Genomic DNA, 18240 nt, shown 5'->3' on the forward strand with positions numbered 1-18240 from the left:
TTTGAGGTTGCAGATAAGGCCGACACGGTCTAAAGAGATTTTCGAAGAGTATTAACTAATAGATGATAAAATTTCTTTCGGTGATTTTCTAAATAGAAATACGAAACAAAGGGCTACAGACAAGCAACCAATCAGGAGCAGAAAGACATAGGATTCTGCAAAGGATAGGAGACTAGTTGATAGACCGCTTGCTTTGGCCAGCGTGTCTTGTAAGCTTGCCTGATCTCCACTGGCTAGTACAGTTTGGAGCAGATAGGATGTGATGGCATTTCCAGCGATAAAGGATGGAAGCAAAGCTCCGAGAGATACCAACACTACCTCTAAACAGAACTGTAGGAAGATCGAGCTCTTGCTTTTTCCAAGTGCGAGTAAAATTCCCACTTCGTAGACTCTTTCTCTCAACCAGAGAGACAAGACCAAAATCAAAGCTCCTGCTCCTGCTATCAACATCCCATAAAGGAAGATGGTGAGGAAGGTTTGGAAGGTTGCAACTGAGTCTTTGATTTGTTCAAAGGCCTTGTTTTCCTTCTCAACTTGGTAACCTTGACTTTCTAAAGCCAAGTTTTCCACCTGCTTCATGAGTCCGTCCATTTCCTTAGGATTTTCTACATAGAAGCGTGCTGCACTGACTTGAGGTTCACTATTTCCCAGAAGGGTCTGGCTACTTTCATAGTCTGTAAAGACCTGGTTTTCACTGAAGTCAGAGGACAAGCCTGTGAATTTTTCTTGTTTCTTACCAGAAAAGATGCCGACAATCTCAAACTCTACTGTTTGCCCTTTTCCAGCTTCTGACTGACCAGCGTCCAAGCGAATCTTGTCATGAAGTGAAAGAGCGTTCTTCTTAGCCAACTCTTCGTGGATCAGGATTTTCTTGGAATCTCCTTTTTGAAGGTGTCGCCCTTCTTTTAGATTGAAAGCCGAACTGGTAAAGGTGACATCCTTGGATGAATCTTCAAGAGCCGTTAAGCTAACCAAGTTCTTGTCCGCAGCCGACAAATCATCACGTTCTACGCTCTGCTCACCACTCACCGCTTCCTTGTCTTTCAGTTTTGCGACCATTTCGAGTTCAGGAGAGACATTTTCCAGCCCCTTAATCTTGCTCACGGATGCTAGATTAGACAATTTGAAGGTCTGTCCATTTTCTATCTTTTTGATAGAAAACGAAGTATTGAGTGATTTGTAAAGATTTGTTTCTACTGTTTTGTTGGACTTCATCAGAGTCAAACAGGCTGAAATTCCTGCTAAAAGGACAAATAAAATCAGAAATAAAATAAAACTTCTCAGTCGTTTTCTGCTGACATAAGCCCAAGCTCTTTGGATTGGATTCATTTGTCACCTCCATATTTGTAAGACTATTATAAAATCCAAATATGAAATGTTTATGAAATCGAAAAAAATTTTTGATTTATCTTTTTTTTAAAAAACAAAAAGCTAGCAAACGCTAACTTTTCTTCCTATATAAACAAACAATTTACTAATCTAAAATCCACACCATTCTATAAATGATGGGTATCATCTTTCAGCTAAGTATTGCTTAATTTCTTCAGCTTTTAATTTCCTGACTTGTGTTTGAGGAAATTCTTGATAAGGAAAATGGAGAAACTCGATTCAACTATTCTGATAAAATAACAGCTTTTGATATCGATCTTTCGACATTCAAAATCAGCCCCTAATCTTCTTTGGAATAACAAAAAGAGCTAGCCAAAGCTAACTCTTACCCTATGCGGAGAGAGGGACTTGAACCCTCACGACCTAAAGCGGTCACAGGATCCTTAGTCCTGCGCGTCTGCCAATTCCGCCATCCCCGCGTCGATTACTTTACTAGTATATCAACTTTCAAAATCTTTGTCAACACTTTTTTCAGATTTTTTTCATTTTTCCAAGGGAATTATTCTTGGATTTCAGCCAGATTTTCATCCAGCAACTTGGCTCCCAGAGTGTTCTTAAAATGACCAAGAGCAAACTGATGATTTTCTGGCCAGATAGAGGCAACCGCAGGCTTGACAACCTCGATTTGATAACCTAGATTATAAGCATCAATAGCCGTATGAAGAACACAAATATCAGTCAAAACACCTGTTAAGATAACAGTATCAACCCGACGTTCCCGCAAACGAATATCAAGATCCGTTCCTGAAAATGCTGAATAGTGACGCTTGTCCATCCAAAAGACGCGATTATCCGCCTCATGCTCAGCATAAAAGTCAGCTAGGGGACCATAGAGATTACGACCACTAGTTCCGATGATGTTGTGCGGTGGAAAGAGCTTGCTTTCTGGGTGGAATGTATCCTTCTCCTCATGGGCATCAATGGTGAAAAAGATATAGTCCCCACGTTCAAAAGCCAGTCTGGTTACCTGATCAATGGCTTTTGATATTGCTTGAGCAGGTGCTCCAGCAGTTAGCTTTCCATGGTCTGCTACGAAATCCTCTGTATAGTCAATCGAGATTAAAGCCTTTGCCATTAGTAGTCCCTCTTTTTCACTTCCTCAAAAATATCACCAATTAGAACTTTGAGATAAGTCCCCTTCATTCCGAGTGAACGGCTCTCAATAATTCCAGCCGACTCCAATTTACGAAGCGCATTGACAATCACTGAGCGCGTAATGCCAATACGATCTGCAATAACTGATGCAGTCAGCTGCCCTTCATTTCCATCCAATTCAGCTAAAATAGCTGATACGGCACGAAGTTCTGAATAGGAAAGGGTATTAACCGCCATGGTAACAGCAGTACGACGGCGAATATTTTTCTCATCCTCTTCACGTTGGAAGTTCAACAGTTGAATCCCTACCACCGTGCTCGCAATCTCGACAAGGATCAAATCTTCATCTTCAAATTTCTTATCATTGCGCCAAATAATCAACGAACCTAGGCGAATCCCTGATACATGAATCGGAGCAATCGTTGTCAACCCATCCGGAAAATCCGCACGGCTCTCTACAGGGAAAATGGTCAAATCATGTTCAACAGGAAGGTTGGCTTCCGTATCATAGATCATGTTTGCACCTTGAATATAATCATCTGGAAAAATCTTAGTTTGAAAAAACTGCTCTACACGATCTGTATTCGTTTTATAACGCATGAAGTAGCCTAAAAGGCGTCCCTTGCTATTCACAATACAAGCGTTACAATCAATAATATCTGCCAACTGGCGTGTAATCGCATTGTAAGGAAGTTCATCTTGAAGTTGCTCCTCTGAGCGTTTCAAAATAGAAGTAATTTTTCTTGTTTTTTCTAATAAGTGTGCCATTTTTTACCTCGCATTTAATCGCTACCATTATAACATAAAGAGCGTGAATTTTCAATTATTATCTGAAAATTGCTTATTTAATTGCAATTTTGAACAGCAAAAATATTTTAGAAAAAAGCGATTTTTTATTGACATCCTATTTTATTTTTGATATTATAATATTATAAGAAGATGACATGATAAATCCCTTTCCGTTTCACCTATCCTTTACTATCACCATCTTCTTTTACTATCGGTCTCCTTATATATAAAAGCGATTCACAGTGTGAATCGCTTTTTTCTATTTGTCTCCTTTGTTACGAATAACAAAGCCGGTTTTCTTTTCGCTTGAAGTGTTGCGAGGTTTTTTATTGTCTTTATTACGGTAACGTCTGTCTTTATCAAAACGATCGTTTCCACGGTTGCCTTTCTTGAAGTCATCACGGCGACCATTGCCACGGCGATCACGATCTCGACGGTCGTCTCCACGACGACCTCCTCGACCTCCCTTACCTTTGCCACCAAAGCCATTACCTGATGGTTTAAATGGCAGTGGTTTTTCACGCGCAATCTCCACTTCAGGAAGGCTGTCTGGATCTTGGACTGTCAGACTCAAGATATACATAGCCAATTCTTCTGGACTAAATTCAGCAGCTAACTTACGAGCATCTTTAGCAAATTTCTCAAAATTCCCACGAATAGTTTCATCCGCAAAATCGCGTTCGATTTTCTTGTGAGCTACGTGTTTTTTTGCTTGGAAGGCTTCTTCTGCACTTGCAGGTTTGAGACCTTTCATGCGTTTCTTAGTCAAGTTTTCGATGATTTGAAGGTAGCCCATTTCGTTTGGAGCTACGAAAGTAATAGACTGACCTGACTTACCAGCACGACCTGTACGACCGATACGGTGAACATAACTTTCAGGATCTTGTGGAATATCGTAGTTGTAGACATGGGTCACACCTGAGATATCCAAACCACGTGCTGCCACGTCTGTCGCAACTAGAACATCAAGATTCCCATTTTTAAAATCACGAAGGACACGAAGGCGTTTATTTTGGTCCAAATCACCATGAATTCCTTCTGCACGGAAGCCACGAATTTTCAGTCCACGAGTCAATTCATCTACACGGCGTTTGGTACGACCAAATACGATAGCAAGTTCTGGTTGTTCCACATCCATAAGACGGGTCATGGTGTCGAATTTTTCTTGTTCCTTGACACGGATATAGTACTGGTCCACTAGCTCTGTTGTCAATTCCTTGGCAGCAGTCTTCACATGCTTAGGCTCTTTCATAAACTGAACACCGATACGTTTGATAGCATCTGGCATCGTTGCTGAAAAGAGTAAGGTTTGACGACTTTCAGGGACACGAGAGATAATAGCTTCGATGTCTTCTAGGAAGCCCATGTTGAGCATTTCGTCCGCTTCGTCGAGGATTAAGGTTTCTACATCTTGTAATTTTAAGGCCTTGCGTTTGATCAAGTCCAAGAGACGGCCTGGTGTTCCTACCACGATGTGGGCACCCGATTTAAGGGCTTTAATTTGTTTTTCAATGCTTGAACCACCGTATACTGAGCGAACTTTCACTCCCTTGCTACGACCAAAGCGGAAGAGTTCTTCTTGACTTTGAACAGCGAGTTCACGAGTTGGAGCGATGACCAAGGCTTGAATAGTTGCTGCTTCTGTACGGATTTTTTCAAGGGTTGGCAAGCCAAAGGCCGCTGTTTTCCCTGTACCAGTCTGAGCTTGACCGATAACGTCCTTGCCTTCTAGAGCCAAGGGAATAGTTTGTTCTTGGATAGGACTGGCTTCTACAAATCCAGCTTTTTCAATCTCTGCTAACAAATCAGCAGACAAGTTAAATTCATTAAATTTCACGTTTTTCTTCTTTCTAAAGATGGTGCGAAGCCATCCTATAGCGCTTAGTATATACTTTTCTTTTCATGATGTATCTTCTTAAAAAACGAGATACCGTGTTGCTTCTTTTCCACGAAAGAAAAGTACGAGTTTCTTTGCAACCTATCTAGTATAACACAAGAACGGGGTAAAAGATAGTAGAATCTTTAAGGAAAATCATGTAAACGATTTTTCTATTTTTTGAACTTGATTCCCGAAAGCTTTCGTTAGACTATTTTAGTCCAATATTTTTTCCCGTAGCAGATTTGTGCAAAAGTTTTTTTCTTGTGCTAGAATGAAATCAAACAGGAGGATTAAAAAATGTTAACATACGATTTAATTGTTATTGGATTTGGTAAGGCTGGTAAGACTTTGGCTGCTAAGATGAATGCGGCTGGAAAAAAAGTTGCTGTCATCGAGCGCAGTAAAGCGATGTATGGTGGTACTTGCATTAATATTGCTTGTATCCCAACCAAGACTATGATTGTAGCGGCTGAAAAGGGTTGGTCATTTGACGATACCATGAAAGAGCGTGGTGCGGTGACTGGTCGTCTTAACGCTAAGAATTATAAAATGTTGGCCGATAATGGCGTTGATGTCATTGATGCAGAGGCACATTTCGTGTCAAATAAGGTGATCGAGATCCAGGCTGGTGATGAAAAACAAGAACTGACTGCTGAAACTATCGTTATCAATACTGGTGCTGTTTCAAACGTCTTGCCAATTCCAGGACTTGCTACAAGTAAAAATGTCTTTGACTCAACAGGTATCCAAAACTTGGACAAATTGCCTGAAAAACTTGGAGTCCTTGGTGGTGGAAACATCGGTCTTGAATTTGCAGGACTCTACAACAAACTTGGTAGCAAGGTCACAGTCCTAGATGCCTTGGATACATTCCTTCCTCGTGCAGAACCTTCCATCGCAGCTCTTGCTAAACAATACATGGAAGAAGACGGTATTGAATTGCTTCAAAACATCCATACTACTGAAATCAAAAACGACGGTGATCAAGTCCTCGTCGTAACTGAAAAGGAAACTTACCGTTTCGATGCCCTTCTCTACGCAACTGGACGTAAACCAAATGTAGAACCACTTCAACTTGAAAATACAGATATTGAACTAACTGAGCGTGGTGCTATCAAGGTCGACAAACACTGCCAAACAAATGTTCCTGGTGTCTTTGCAGTTGGAGACGTCAATGGTGGACTTCAATTTACCTACATTTCACTTGATGACTTCCGTGTTGTCTATAGTTACCTTGCTGGAGATGGTAGCTATACTCTTGAAGACCGTCTCAATGTACCAAACACTATGTTCATCACACCTGCACTTTCTCAAGTTGGCTTGACTGAAAGCCAAGCAGCTGAGTTGAAACTTCCATACGCAGTGAAGGAAATTCCTGTTGCAGCAATGCCTCGTGGTCACGTAAATGGAGACCTTCGCGGGGCCTTCAAAGCTGTTGTCAATACTGAAACAAAAGAAATTATTGGTGCAACTATCTTCTCAGAAGGTTCTCAAGAAATCATCAACATCATCACTGTTGCGATGGACAACAAGATCCCTTACACTTACTTCACAAAACAAATCTTCACTCACCCAACCTTGGCCGAGAACTTGAATGACTTGTTTGCGATCTAAGTTGATACTGATTCGTTAACCAACAGCCCTCATCGGGCTGTTTTTGTTTCTGCGAAATCTCAAATCTGTCTTTTCCCTCTTTTATGATATAATGTCCAAACTTTACTTAGCAGTCCTAATTATATATTGAGTCTCAGGTCACTCTTTCAAATATGAGCAATACCCTGCAAAATGTTTAAACTTTATCATTGTAAAAAATATCGAAAGAAATCCCATATTACATTAGTATATATTTAGTATGGGATGAAATTGACTTTCGAAAACATTAACTATATAATGTCTGTAAACAAGAAGTAATGAGGTAACGATTATGAATAAAACAGAATTACTGTTACAAAGACTAGATGATATTGGTCAGTCTCTAAAAGATTCTAGACAAGCACTAGCTTTACTGGCACTTGGTTCTTGCGGTGCAGAAAGAGAACGATTGGATCAATACTCAGATTTAGATTTTTTTGTTATCGTAAAAGATGGCTACAAGCAGGCCTATATCCAGGATCTAACTTGGTTAAGTAATCTAGAACCAATTGCATTTCACTACCAAAATACAGTGGACGGACATAAAGTTCTATTTGAAGATGATGTTTTTTGTGAATTTGCTGTCTTTGAAGCGCATGAACTAGTAAACATTCCCTTCGCTGAAGGCAAGATTATCTGGAAGGAGATCGGTTTTGATGGAACAATCTGCCAGCCACAAAGATTGCCATCAAAAGAAAATAGAGACCGTGAATGGCTGTTGGGAGAAATTTTATGCAACCTATATATAGGACTAGGTCGCTATCAACGAGGCGAAAAATTGGCTGCTTATGATTTCATCCAAAACAGATCCGTCAAGCTTTGGACCGAACTAATCAATTTGGAAAAAACCTCTAAATCTGATTTTATAGATATTTTTAACAGCAACAGAAGATTTGAAAAAGGTTATCCAAACGAGGCCAAACAATTGCCTCACTTTTTGCAAGGTTACAAACGAATTTCTGAATCTGCTCAGGCACTCCTAGAATATCTTGATAAACACTATCCTCTTAACGCATTTATAAAAGAAAAAATTCGTAATTTATTATAAAAGAGACTTTCCAAAAAATGATCTAAATCCCAAAAGTTAGGTATCTTTGTCAACTATAATGGATTAATAAAATTTTAAAACCTGTAGAGGATAATCAATGTCCTCTCCTTTCTTATATTCAGAGTGAGAAAGATTTATTTCTTAAAGTTGCCAAAGTTATCAAATCCAAAGATATTGTATTTGATTGGTTTGGTTTAATCAGAACCTAAAAAGCACTTCTAAGGTTACTTCTTTAGTTGATCTTAGAGGTTACTTTAGTTATTGGACTGCTGGGCGCAGTATGATATAATAGAAACATGAAATTAAAAACTACTTTGGGCCTCCTAGCTGGGCGTTCTTCTCACTTCGTTTTGAGCCGTCTTGGCCGTGGAAGTACGCTCCCTGGAAAACTTGCCCTTCAATTTGATAAAGATATTTTACAAAATTTAGCTAAGAACTACGAGATTGTCGTGGTCACTGGAACCAACGGGAAAACCCTGACAACTGCCCTCACTGTCGGTATTTTAAAAGAGGTCTATGGTCAGGTTCTGACCAATCCTAGTGGTGCCAACATGATTACGGGGATTACAACAACCTTCTTGACTGCAAAATCTTCAAAAACTGGAAAAAATATTGCAGTACTTGAAATCGATGAAGCTAGTCTCTCACGTATCTGTGACTACATCCATCCTAGTCTTTTCGTCATCACCAATATCTTCCGCGATCAGATGGACCGCTACGGTGAGATTTACACAACTTATAAGATGATTTTGGATGCTATCCGTAAGGTGCCTAGGGCTACTGTTCTTCTAAATGGTGACAGTCCCCTTTTCTACAAGCCAGCTATTCCAAATCCAGTACAGTATTTTGGTTTTGACTTGGAAAAAGGACCTGCCAAACTGGCTCACTATAATACCGAAGGGATTCTCTGCCCAGACTGTCAAGGTATTTTGAAATATGAGCTTAATACTTATGCCAATTTAGGAGCTTATATTTGCGAAAACTGTGGATGTAAACGTCCTGACTTGGACTACCGTCTGACAGAACTGGTTGAGTTGACCAACAATCGCTCTCGCTTTGTCATCGACGGACAAGAATACGGTATTCAAATCGGTGGACTCTACAATATTTACAATGCTCTTGCTGCGGTTGCCATCGCTCGTTTTCTCGGGGCTGATTCGCAACGGATCAAGCAAGGATTTGACAAGAGCCGTGCTGTCTTTGGACGCCAGGAAACCTTCCATATCGGTGATAAGGAATGCACCCTTGTCTTGATTAAAAATCCAGTCGGTGCAACTCAAGCCATCGAGATGATTAAACTAGCTCCTTATCCATTTAGCCTATCTGTCCTCCTCAATGCCAACTATGCAGATGGAATTGACACTAGCTGGATCTGGGATGCTGACTTTGAACAAATCACTGACATGGATATCCCTGAAATCAACGCTGGTGGTGTTCGTCATTCTGAAATCGCGCGTCGTCTACGGGTGACAGGATACCCAGCTGATAAAATCACTGAAACAAGTAGTCTGGAACAAGTTCTTAACACGATTGAAGCCCAAAACTGCAAGCATGCTTATATCCTTGCGACCTATACGGCTATGCTGGAATTCCGCGAGCTGCTGGCTAGTCGTCAGATTGTTAGAAAGGAGATGAACTAATGGTTTATACTTCACTTTCCTCAAAAGCTGGCAATTACCCTTATCAGCTCAACATCGCCCACCTCTATGGGAACCTCATGAATACCTACGGGGACAATGGAAACATCCTCATGCTCAAGTATGTGGCTGAGAAACTCGGAGCTCATGTAACAGTTGACATCGTTTCTCTCCATGATGACTTTGATGAAAAGCATTACGACATTGCCTTTTTTGGTGGCGGTCAAGACTTTGAACAAAGTATCATCGCAGGAGACCTACCTGCTAAAAAAGAGAGCATTGACAACTACATCCAAAACGACGGTGTAGTTCTGGCTATCTGCGGTGGTTTCCAACTATTGGGGCAATATTATGTTGAAGCTTCCGGTAAACGTATCGAAGGGCTAGGGGTCATGGGCCACTACACCCTCAACCAGACCAATAACCGTTTTATCGGTGACATCAAGATCCATAATGAAGACTTCGACGAAACCTACTATGGATTTGAAAATCACCAAGGCCGTACCTTCCTTTCTGATGACCAAAAACCGCTGGGTCAGGTTGTCTATGGAAATGGAAATAACGAAGAAAAGATCGGCGAAGGGGTTCATTATAAGAATGTCTTTGGTTCCTACTTCCACGGACCTATCCTCTCTCGTAATGCCAATCTGGCTTATCGCCTAGTCACCACTGCCCTCAAGAAGAAATACGGTCAGGATATCCAACTCCCTGCCTATGAAGACATTCTCAGTCAAGAAATCGCTGAAGAATACAGCGACGTAAAAAGCAAGGCAGACTTTTCTTAAACCAAGAAAAACTAGATCAAAGAACTCCGCTATCTTGTCGGAGTTCTTTTTGCCTGCCCTTTTACCCTTCTCTCTTGCATTTTCTCTCTTTTTTTGCCAAAATAGAGGGGTAGAAAGAAGGTAGTATATGTCTAAATTACAACAAATCGTAACATATCTTGAATCAGAAAAACTAGACGTCGCTGTCGTATCTGACCCCGTCACTATTAATTACCTCACTGGCTTTTACAGTGATCCCCATGAACGCCAAATGTTCCTCTTTGTTCTAGCGGATCGGGAACCTCTCCTCTTTGTCCCAGCCCTTGAAGTGGAGCGTGCAACCAGCACCGTTTCCTTCCCAGTTGTGGGCTATGTGGATTCTGAAAATCCATGGCACAAAATCAAAAATGCCTTACCACAGCACGACTTCAAACGTGTCGCTGTTGAGTTTGACAATCTCATCTTGACCAAATACCATGGATTGAAAACTGTCTTTGAAACGGCTGAGTTTGAAAACCTCACTCCTCGCATCCAACGCATGCGCCTCATCAAATCAGCCGATGAAGTCCAAAAAATGATGGTTGCAGGTCTCTATGCTGATAAAGCTGTAAAAGTTGGTTTTGACAATATCTCTCTTGATAAAACAGAGACAGATATCATCGCCCAAATCGACTTCGCCTTAAAGCGTGAAGGCTATGAAATGAGTTTTGATACCATGGTCTTGACTGGTGATAATGCTGCAAATCCACACGGAATTCCTGGTGCAAACAAGGTCGAAAAAGACGCCCTTCTCCTCTTTGACCTGGGTGTTATGGTCAATGGCTATGCATCAGATATGACTCGTACAGTCGCTGTCGGCAAACCAGACCAATTCAAGAAAGATATTTACAACTTGACCCTTGAAGCCCAACAAGCTGCCCTTGACTTCATCAAGCCAGGTGTGACTGCACATGAAGTTGACCGCGCTGCCCGTGAAGTCATTGAAAAAGCTGGTTACGGTGAGTACTTCAACCACCGTCTCGGTCACGGTATCGGTATGGATGTCCACGAATTTCCATCTATCATGGAAGGAAACGACATGGTCATTGAAGAAGGCATGTGCTTCTCTGTTGAACCTGGTATCTATATCCCTGGTAAAGTCGGCGTTCGTATCGAAGACTGTGGTGTTGTTACCAAGGATGGCTTTGACCTCTTTACAAGCACCAGCAAAGATTTGCTTTATTTTGATTAAATCTAGACAAGCAAAAAGTCAGCTATTGAAGCTGACTTTTTTATTTTATCTTCTTGACGCTCTGAAAGACTACAAATCCTACAACCATACCCACGATATTTTGCAGGAAATTTGGTAGGATTTCTGGTAGGGCTGCCGCCCAGCCATTCATCAAAGTTGAACCCAAGGCATAGCCCCCTACCATGACAATCGTTGCCAAGATAAGTCCTAACCACTGAGATTTCCCTTTAAATCCTGCGAAAAATCCCTGCAAGCCATGGTTGATCAAGCTAAAGAACATCCACTGAGGGTAGCCTGATAAGAGGTCAATCAAGAAACCTGCTAAACCTCCAACGACAGCCCCCTCTTTACTGCCAAAGTAGAAGGCCGCAAAGAAGATACCCGCATCTAAGAGAGTTAGAATACCTGTTGGTGTCGGGATTTTTAAGAAATAACCTAGAACCACAGAAAGGGCAGTTAATAGAGATACAAGGGCGATTTTAGTTGTTTTGGTTTGCTTCATATTGTCTTACTCCATATTGATCTGCTTGTGCAATAGCACGGTAAACGAAAGCTTTAGAACTCTCTACTGCTGGGAAAAGTTCATCCCCTTTAACCAAGTGACTGGCAATGCTTGAGGCAAAAGTACAACCTGCACCAGCATTTTGTCCTTGGATAACGGGATTTTCTAGGACAGTAAAGGTTCGTCCATCATAAAAGACATCCACAGCCTTGTCCTGACTGAGGCGATTGCCTCCCTTGATAATAACTGCTGGCGCTCCTAAATCATGCAATTTTTGAGCTGCAGCTTTCATGTCTTCCAATGTTTTGATCTCTTGACCCGCTAACAATTCTGCTTCAGGAAGATTTGGCGTAATCACACTGACATGAGGGAAAAAACGAATCAACTCTTGGCAGAGCTCACTAACAGCCACGTCGTGCGTTTCCTTGCAGACCAAAACGGGGTCCAATATCACAGGCACTCCTGGACGTTGCTTGATAAAGTCCAAGGCCTTCTCAGCCACACTAACAGTAGGGAGAAGGCCAATCTTAATCCCCGCAAACTCGACATCACGCAAGCTATTCAACTCATGTTGGAAAATAGTATCATCTGTTGGAAAGACCTCAAAGCCCTTTTCGGTCAAGGCCGTCAAACAAGTGACAGCTACAAAGCCATGCAAGCCGTTTAAGGTATAGGTGGCCAAATCAGCTGACAAACCACCACCACTAAAAATATCATTCCCAGAAAGGGCTAAAATACGATTATTCTTCATAACGAATCTCCTTTAAATACAAGCCATTCGGTGCAGCCGTGGGACCTGCAAGTTGCCTGTCCCTCTTCTCCAAAATCAAGTCAATCTGCTCAACTGGCATTCGATCATTTCCGATTTTGAGCAGTGTCCCCACCATATTGCGAATCTGTTTATACAAGAAACCATTTCCCGAAAAGGTAAAGGTCAAGAATTGGCCTGTCTCATCAGCACTAAGACTAGCTTCTGTAATGGTACGAACCTTGTCCTCTACACTAGTCCCAGATGCTGTAAAACCGGTAAAATCATGGGTTCCTTCTAATTTCTTGACAGCCTCCTGCATCCGCTCTACATCAAGCGGATAAGGAAAGTGAGTAGCATAGTGACGGCGCATGGGATTTTTAGGACGCCCCCTATCTACGATAAATTCATAAGTCTTGCTATGCTTGGCGTAACGACAGTGAAAATCATCTGCCACGATCTCAATCGAAATCACATCGATATCTTCAGGAGACTGAGTATCCAGAGCAAAACGGAGTTTTTCCTCATCCATCTGATAGGGTAGGTCAAAATGAATAACCTGACCAAGAGCATGAACCCCACTATCCGTCCTACCAGCACCGTGAACAGTGATGGCTTGCCCCTTATTGAGTCTCGTCAACGTTTTTTCGATTTCCTCTTGAACGCTCCGCGCATGAGGCTGGCGCTGAAAACCGGCAAAGGCAAAACCATCATAAGAAATAGTTGCTTTATATCTTGTCATAACTTCTATTTTATCAGGAAATAAAAGTGTAAACAAGTTTAAAAACCAATAATTGTCTGGGTACAAAATTCCCAAAAAGAAAAACTTAGGAAACCAATCCTAAGCTCTTTTTTGAAGTGCGTACATAACAAAGATAGAAGTGACAATCAACCAACATCCTAAAATAGTGAAGACTAACATACCGTTTTGAGTCACCAAGCCAATCGCCCCAAGAATGAAAGGTGTCGTGAAGGCTCCAAAACTACATCCTAAAACCGCAAATGAAGTTGCTTGATTGAGGAGCTTGGCTGGGATTCTTTCAGAAAGAAGCTGAAAGACAGTGGTCAAGGCCACACTGTAGGAAAAACCTGCCACAACACTTCCAACTACCATCACACCCAATGACGGAGACAAAGCAATCACAATTTGCCCCAATCCAAAGGTGATGCCTGACCAAAGGAGCAACCTTTCTTTAAACAGAGAGATAAAGAAAGAAAAACTCACACCTGCCAAGATACCAATCAACTGCATGATACTTAAAACCAAGCTCGATAACTGGGCATCCCCTAGACCTCTTTCCACCATCAGACTAGGAATACGAATGGTGATAGCTGTATTGGTGCAGACAACAACTGCTGCTTCAACAGCCAATAGAAAAATCAAGCCTTTCATCTGTCCTGTCAAACGAGTCGTTTCGGTCTCTTTTCTCTTTGTTTCTTTCTTTTCTTTCCCATAAGGGACAAAGAGCAGATAAAGGATCAATACTAAAAACCCCGCACTGTAGGCCAAGAAGGTCACTGTCCATCCCAAGGATAAGAGTTGACCTACAACTAGAGTCAAAATCGATGCCCCGACAACTTCTGCTGATCCGCGAAGACCCAACATCTGGATCCGTGTCTTTCCATGATAGCGTTCACTGATGATGGAAATGGCCTTGGCATTGATCATCCCAACACCCAAGCCAAATAAAATCCGCATCGCAAAGACAAAGTTGTACTCCTGATACCAGAAAGGGGCTGTCCCACCGATAGAAAGGATGAGAAGTCCCAGACTAATCTGAAGTCTCTCAGGAAACAACCGCTCCAAAAACCCATTTAAAACCAGCATGATCATAATTCCAAAAGAAGGGAGACTGACCAGGAGCTCGATTTGTTCCTTGGGGTAGCCTTGATAGTAGTCAAACATGGCTGGCAGAGCACTTGAGATGGAAAAGGAGGTAATCAAAACGAGGGAGAGGGCCAAAATACTAGCCCGTTCTAAATATTGTTTCATGAATTTTCTTTCTGTATATTTCTCACTGTTTATCCTTTTAAAAGGAAGATGGCAAGAAAAGAAGGAGCCCGATTGAACTAGAGACTCCGTCCTAACTTTCCTAATAGGAAGACTATTTTCGCTTGATTTGCTTGATCAGATAGAAGATGAAGCCTGCAACCATATACGCTGCAAAAATGATCAAACACCATTTGATAACCACGTCCCAACCCTTGTTCACATTTAAAAAGAAATATGGGAAGGGATTGTCCTTGGAATTCGGAATATTGAGTTTTAAGACCAGGCCGTTAAACAAGGCAAAAATCATATAAACCAAGGGCAAGATGGTCCATAAGACTGGATCCCAGATCTTGTATTGACCCCGTTTATCAAAGAAGAGGGTGTCAGCTAAAAACCAGAGTGGAACGATATAGTGGCAAAGGAAATTTTCCACACGGTAAAAGTCTGTCGCAATCGGAGCAAGCATAAAATGGTAAATCACACAGGTAATCATGATACTCATGGTAACACCACCCTTGAGACGAAGCAAGGTCGGACTTTGCCAATTTTCACCTGAACGGCTCATCACACGGAGCAGATAACCCGTGAAAATCGTTACCAAAAGATTGGACAACACTGTATAGTAAAGGAGCATACCAAAGCCACCGTGTTTGGTAATCTCCAAATAAACTCCTGTAAATGCCGCTAAGAACAAGAGGACACGACTATAAAAGATAAATTTATAATTCAGTTTCATGGCTAGATTTTCTTAACAAATTCTGACTTGAGTTTCATAGCTCCAAAACCATCAATCTTACAGTCGATGTTGTGGTCACCTTCTACGATACGGATATTTTTAACGCGAGTTCCTTGTTTCAAATCCTTTGGCGCACCTTTTACTTTCAAGTCTTTGATAAGGGTTACAGTATCGCCGTCAGCCAATTTATTTCCATTGGCATCGATAGCAACAACACCTTCTTCTACTTCTGCAACTTCTGCAGGATTCCACTCATAGGCACACTCTGGGCAGACCAAGAGACTTCCGTCTTCGTAGATATATTCTGAATTACATTTTGGGCAATTTGGTAAGTTGTTCATAAGTCCTCCTTAAACTAACAATTATTCTTTAAAATTCATATGTTATTGAACAGCAACTATTATACCGTAAAATCCTACTTTTGACAATGTGTCCTAAGTCCAGCAGACAAAAAAATCATGCAACTTTTTACAGTTACATGACTTTTAAAAGATGATTGATCATGGGCACTTATCAAGCGCCTCATGATAAAAGGGGTAGCAACTATATTTTACAAACCAGGAGCTTGTCCAAGTTCTGCTGTAAGCATCCAAACTGTTTTCTCAAGTTCAGCCTTAGCCCCAACAAAGATATCGTTTGTAACATCATCACCTTCTTCGTCAGTTACATCCAAAGCTTTTTGGAAAAGAGCGATGAGGTAGCGATAAATTGCTAGAACACGTTCCAAGCTTTCTTCAACGTTACGGAATTCTCCTTCTTCTTCTTCGATTTCACTGTGTTGAAGGAATTCTGTCAAAGTTGAATAAGGTTTTCCACCAAGAGTAATCAAACGTTCACTGATTTCGTCAAGATAGCTATCAAGACTGTCCATGTATTCATCCATTTTTGGATGCCATACGAGGAAGCCACGACCACGCATATACCAGTGAACTTGGTGAAGGGCAATGTGAGCCACATACAAGTCCGCTACTGCTTGGTTCAATACTTCCTTTGTTTTTGCCAATGCTACTGGCGCTGTTTTAGATAATGTTGTTACGTCTTTTACTGCTTCTTTTTTCAATTCAACCATATTGATCACCTCATAATATTATTTTTGCAACCATATTTATTGATTACTATCTCAGTATACTACTCCTAGTAGACAAAAGCAAGAAAATTAACCCATATTAAAAAAGTTGTAATTGACTGATAATTTAAGAAAAATATACAGTCTTTAAAAAAAAGACAGTCTTAGCAGACTGTCTGGAATAACTGAGATTATTTTACAAAATCAAGCAATGCCAAGAAGCTTTCAGCTTCAAGTGACGCACCACCAACAAGGGCACCGTCAACGTCTGGGCAAGCCATGTATGAAGCAACGTTTTCAGGTTTAACAGAACCACCGTATTGAACACGAACTTTGTCCGCAACTTCTTGACCAAAGTCTGCAGCTACAACGTCACGAACGACTTTACACATTTTTTGTGCATCGTCTTGTGAAGCTGATTTACCAGTACCGATAGCCCAGATTGGCTCGTAAGCGATAACTGTTGAAGCAACTTGTTCAGCTGTCAAGCCAGCCAATGCAGCAGATACTTGAGCACCTACGAATTCAGCCGCTTTACCAGCTTCGTAAGTTTCAAGTGACTCACCACAACAGATGATTGGAAGCATACCGTTTGAAAAGATTGCTTTTGCTTTTTTGTTGATATCTTCGTCAGTTTCATGGAAGTAGTCACGACGTTCTGAGTGACCGATCACAACGTAGTCTGTACCGATTTCTTTCAAAACTTGTGGGCTAGTTTCACCAGTGAACGCACCTGCATTTTCAAAGTAGCAGTTTTGAGCAGCAACTTTAAGGTTTGAACCTTTAGCAGCAGCAAGAACAGCTGTCAAATCAACTGCAGGAGCTGCGATACCTGCTTCAACAAGGTCTGATGAAGGAAGTTTTGATGCAACGGCTTCAACGAATGCTTTTGCTTCTTCTGGATTTTTGTTCATTTTCCAGTTACCAGCGATAAATGGTTTACGTGACATTTCACATACCTCTTTTTTCATTTTATTCACTATTATTCTATCATATTTATAAGGAGCTTGCAAATCTTACTCTAATTTTCAAGATTTTTCAAGCGACTAATCTTGCCACAAATTCATGGCATCGAGGAAATCAGCTGAAGCCTGAACTTGTTTGGGATTGTTCGCTTCTCGCTCTGCTCGTTTGGCCTCCACCTGAGCCACAGACTGGATACCTTCATGGCGCCAGTTACGAAGGATTGCCTGAATGTACTTCCAGTTTGGTTTGCCATTAAAAACCGCCTCTCGGAGAGCTTCCTTGATCAAATCCGCCTTGATTCCATCTTCTTTGACAGTCTTGGAAAGATCTTCGATTTCAAATGGTGTTAACAAGCGCCCCAATTCCTGCTGAAAGGTTTCAACCAGATCCTTCAATTGATTTTTGGAGTTTGGGGCAGTTGTAGCTGGAGCTTGGGTATCTAGCAAGCTATCCAAGCGTTCAAAAGCCAGACTAGCATCAAAAATCAGCTCAATTTCCCCATTTAGTTCAATGGTCCGATATTGTAGCAAACCATTTTCAGTCAAATTCGAAATGGATTGGTTGACATCTGCCACTTCTTTCCCAATGATTTCAGCTATTTGGCTAGGCGAAACATCTCCTAAGGCTGTGGTATTTTGTAAATAGAAAAATTGCCAGACGAGAAAATCTTCGCTGGAAGGAAAGAGTTCCTTAAAATGCAAGAGCAGGGCACTTGGTAAAACCAAGTTCCCTGATTTAAAAGCGTCAAAATATGTCATAATTCCT

Annotated in this window: 18 protein-coding genes and 1 tRNA gene; 5 read left to right on the forward strand and 14 right to left on the reverse strand. The window is 41.3% G+C overall.

From position 1 onward, the window contains the following. Positions 1 to 51: 51 nt before the first annotated feature. The 5 genes from DB729_RS00935 to cshA all read right to left on the reverse strand — a co-directional run bounded on the left by DB729_RS00935 (position 52) and on the right by cshA (position 5110). On the reverse strand, positions 52 to 1329 hold the full coding sequence (locus tag DB729_RS00935; protein ID WP_109289745.1) for an ABC transporter permease: 1278 nt from the start codon (positions 1327 to 1329) through the stop codon (positions 52 to 54). A gap of 393 nt (positions 1330 to 1722) precedes the next feature. Then, positions 1723 to 1808: transfer RNA gene (locus tag DB729_RS00940), tRNA-Leu, on the reverse strand. An 80-nt stretch (positions 1809 to 1888) separates the two neighbouring features. Continuing rightward, positions 1889 to 2464, reverse strand: coding sequence for a cysteine hydrolase family protein (locus tag DB729_RS00945; RefSeq protein WP_109289744.1), 576 nt, complete (start codon positions 2462 to 2464; stop codon positions 1889 to 1891). Further along, positions 2464 to 3252, reverse strand: coding sequence for a GTP-sensing pleiotropic transcriptional regulator CodY (gene codY, locus DB729_RS00950; protein ID WP_000940727.1), 789 nt, complete (start codon positions 3250 to 3252; stop codon positions 2464 to 2466). Before codY ends, DB729_RS00945 begins: the two co-directional genes overlap by 1 nt. Positions 3253 to 3532: 280 nt before the next feature. Beyond that, the gene (gene cshA, locus DB729_RS00955) at positions 3533 to 5110 is read right to left on the reverse strand and encodes a degradosome RNA helicase CshA (RefSeq protein WP_109289743.1); all 1578 of its coding nucleotides are present in this window, start codon (positions 5108 to 5110) and stop codon (positions 3533 to 3535) included. Positions 5111 to 5449: 339 nt separating this feature from the next. Here cshA and DB729_RS00960 point away from each other — a divergent pair, with 339 nt between their 5' ends. From DB729_RS00960 to DB729_RS00980, 5 genes are all read left to right on the forward strand, one after another. After that, on the forward strand, positions 5450 to 6766 hold the full coding sequence (locus DB729_RS00960) for an FAD-containing oxidoreductase (protein ID WP_109289742.1): 1317 nt from the start codon (positions 5450 to 5452) through the stop codon (positions 6764 to 6766). Positions 6767 to 7076: 310 nt separating this feature from the next. After that, complete coding sequence (locus tag DB729_RS00965) at positions 7077 to 7832, forward strand: hypothetical protein (protein ID WP_084853754.1); 756 nt, start codon at positions 7077 to 7079, stop codon at positions 7830 to 7832. Between the two features lie 296 nt (positions 7833 to 8128). Beyond that, complete coding sequence (murT, locus tag DB729_RS00970) at positions 8129 to 9472, forward strand: lipid II isoglutaminyl synthase subunit MurT (protein ID WP_109289741.1); 1344 nt, start codon at positions 8129 to 8131, stop codon at positions 9470 to 9472. Then, complete coding sequence (gene gatD, locus DB729_RS00975; RefSeq protein ID WP_084857079.1) at positions 9472 to 10254, forward strand: lipid II isoglutaminyl synthase subunit GatD; 783 nt, start codon at positions 9472 to 9474, stop codon at positions 10252 to 10254. The genes murT and gatD overlap by 1 nt, the downstream gene beginning before the upstream one ends. Before the next feature lie 127 nt (positions 10255 to 10381). Continuing rightward, positions 10382 to 11464 carry a M24 family metallopeptidase gene (locus tag DB729_RS00980; protein ID WP_109289740.1) on the forward strand — a complete coding sequence of 361 codons (1083 nt, stop codon included), beginning with the start codon at positions 10382 to 10384 and terminating at the stop codon, positions 11462 to 11464. Between the two features lie 40 nt (positions 11465 to 11504). Here DB729_RS00980 and DB729_RS00985 read toward each other — a convergent pair whose 3' ends face one another. The 9 genes from DB729_RS00985 to DB729_RS01025 all read right to left on the reverse strand — a co-directional run bounded on the left by DB729_RS00985 (position 11505) and on the right by DB729_RS01025 (position 18233). Beyond that, positions 11505 to 11966, reverse strand: a complete 462-nt coding sequence (locus DB729_RS00985) for an ECF transporter S component (protein ID WP_109289739.1) — start codon at positions 11964 to 11966, stop codon at positions 11505 to 11507. Then, positions 11944 to 12717: a bifunctional hydroxymethylpyrimidine kinase/phosphomethylpyrimidine kinase gene (locus DB729_RS00990; protein ID WP_109289738.1), complete on the reverse strand. Its 774-nt coding sequence runs from the start codon at positions 12715 to 12717 to the stop codon at positions 11944 to 11946. The genes DB729_RS00985 and DB729_RS00990 overlap by 23 nt, the downstream gene beginning before the upstream one ends. After that, positions 12707 to 13456, reverse strand: coding sequence for a tRNA pseudouridine(38-40) synthase TruA (gene truA, locus DB729_RS00995; protein WP_109289737.1), 750 nt, complete (start codon positions 13454 to 13456; stop codon positions 12707 to 12709). Before truA ends, DB729_RS00990 begins: the two co-directional genes overlap by 11 nt. Before the next feature lie 99 nt (positions 13457 to 13555). After that, complete coding sequence (locus DB729_RS01000) at positions 13556 to 14707, reverse strand: MFS transporter (RefSeq protein WP_000816261.1); 1152 nt, start codon at positions 14705 to 14707, stop codon at positions 13556 to 13558. Between the two features lie 112 nt (positions 14708 to 14819). Then, positions 14820 to 15443, reverse strand: a complete 624-nt coding sequence (locus DB729_RS01005; RefSeq protein WP_000775204.1) for a Pr6Pr family membrane protein — start codon at positions 15441 to 15443, stop codon at positions 14820 to 14822. Positions 15444 to 15445: 2 nt separating this feature from the next. Further along, positions 15446 to 15784: a zinc ribbon domain-containing protein YjdM gene (locus tag DB729_RS01010; RefSeq protein WP_001061581.1), complete on the reverse strand. Its 339-nt coding sequence runs from the start codon at positions 15782 to 15784 to the stop codon at positions 15446 to 15448. Between the two features lie 209 nt (positions 15785 to 15993). Continuing rightward, positions 15994 to 16512 (reverse strand): Dps family protein, encoded by a 519-nt coding sequence (locus tag DB729_RS01015; RefSeq protein WP_000229895.1) that lies wholly within the window; start codon positions 16510 to 16512, stop codon positions 15994 to 15996. 188 nt (positions 16513 to 16700) lie between these two features. Beyond that, positions 16701 to 17459 carry a triose-phosphate isomerase gene (gene tpiA, locus DB729_RS01020; RefSeq protein WP_000087901.1) on the reverse strand — a complete coding sequence of 253 codons (759 nt, stop codon included), beginning with the start codon at positions 17457 to 17459 and terminating at the stop codon, positions 16701 to 16703. A 96-nt stretch (positions 17460 to 17555) separates the two neighbouring features. Next, positions 17556 to 18233 carry a DnaD domain-containing protein gene (locus DB729_RS01025; protein ID WP_084910785.1) on the reverse strand — a complete coding sequence of 226 codons (678 nt, stop codon included), beginning with the start codon at positions 18231 to 18233 and terminating at the stop codon, positions 17556 to 17558. Positions 18234 to 18240 lie beyond the last annotated feature (7 nt).

Source organism: Streptococcus halitosis (assembly GCF_003143695.2).
GTDB lineage: Bacteria > Bacillota > Bacilli > Lactobacillales > Streptococcaceae > Streptococcus > Streptococcus halitosis.

Excerpts from the sequence above, each read along its gene's own strand:
- DB729_RS01000 (WP_000816261.1), bottom strand. The coding sequence starts at position 14,707 with ATGAAACAATATTTAGAACGGGCTAGTATTTTGGCCCTCTCCCTCGTT.
- murT (WP_109289741.1), top strand. The coding sequence starts at position 8,129 with ATGAAATTAAAAACTACTTTGGGCCTCCTAGCTGGGCGTTCTTCTCAC.
- DB729_RS00985 (WP_109289739.1), bottom strand. The coding sequence starts at position 11,966 with ATGAAGCAAACCAAAACAACTAAAATCGCCCTTGTATCTCTATTAACT.
- DB729_RS00935 (WP_109289745.1), bottom strand. The coding sequence starts at position 1,329 with ATGAATCCAATCCAAAGAGCTTGGGCTTATGTCAGCAGAAAACGACTG.
- codY (WP_000940727.1), bottom strand. The coding sequence starts at position 3,252 with ATGGCACACTTATTAGAAAAAACAAGAAAAATTACTTCTATTTTGAAA.
- DB729_RS01025 (WP_084910785.1), bottom strand. The coding sequence starts at position 18,233 with ATGACATATTTTGACGCTTTTAAATCAGGGAACTTGGTTTTACCAAGT.
- DB729_RS01005 (WP_000775204.1), bottom strand. The coding sequence starts at position 15,443 with ATGAAACTGAATTATAAATTTATCTTTTATAGTCGTGTCCTCTTGTTC.
- tpiA (WP_000087901.1), bottom strand. The coding sequence starts at position 17,459 with ATGTCACGTAAACCATTTATCGCTGGTAACTGGAAAATGAACAAAAAT.
- DB729_RS01010 (WP_001061581.1), bottom strand. The coding sequence starts at position 15,784 with ATGAACAACTTACCAAATTGCCCAAAATGTAATTCAGAATATATCTAC.
- DB729_RS00945 (WP_109289744.1), bottom strand. The coding sequence starts at position 2,464 with ATGGCAAAGGCTTTAATCTCGATTGACTATACAGAGGATTTCGTAGCA.
- truA (WP_109289737.1), bottom strand. The coding sequence starts at position 13,456 with ATGACAAGATATAAAGCAACTATTTCTTATGATGGTTTTGCCTTTGCC.
- DB729_RS01015 (WP_000229895.1), bottom strand. The coding sequence starts at position 16,512 with ATGGTTGAATTGAAAAAAGAAGCAGTAAAAGACGTAACAACATTATCT.
- gatD (WP_084857079.1), top strand. The coding sequence starts at position 9,472 with ATGGTTTATACTTCACTTTCCTCAAAAGCTGGCAATTACCCTTATCAG.
- DB729_RS00990 (WP_109289738.1), bottom strand. The coding sequence starts at position 12,717 with ATGAAGAATAATCGTATTTTAGCCCTTTCTGGGAATGATATTTTTAGT.
- DB729_RS00965 (WP_084853754.1), top strand. The coding sequence starts at position 7,077 with ATGAATAAAACAGAATTACTGTTACAAAGACTAGATGATATTGGTCAG.
- DB729_RS00960 (WP_109289742.1), top strand. The coding sequence starts at position 5,450 with ATGTTAACATACGATTTAATTGTTATTGGATTTGGTAAGGCTGGTAAG.
- DB729_RS00980 (WP_109289740.1), top strand. The coding sequence starts at position 10,382 with ATGTCTAAATTACAACAAATCGTAACATATCTTGAATCAGAAAAACTA.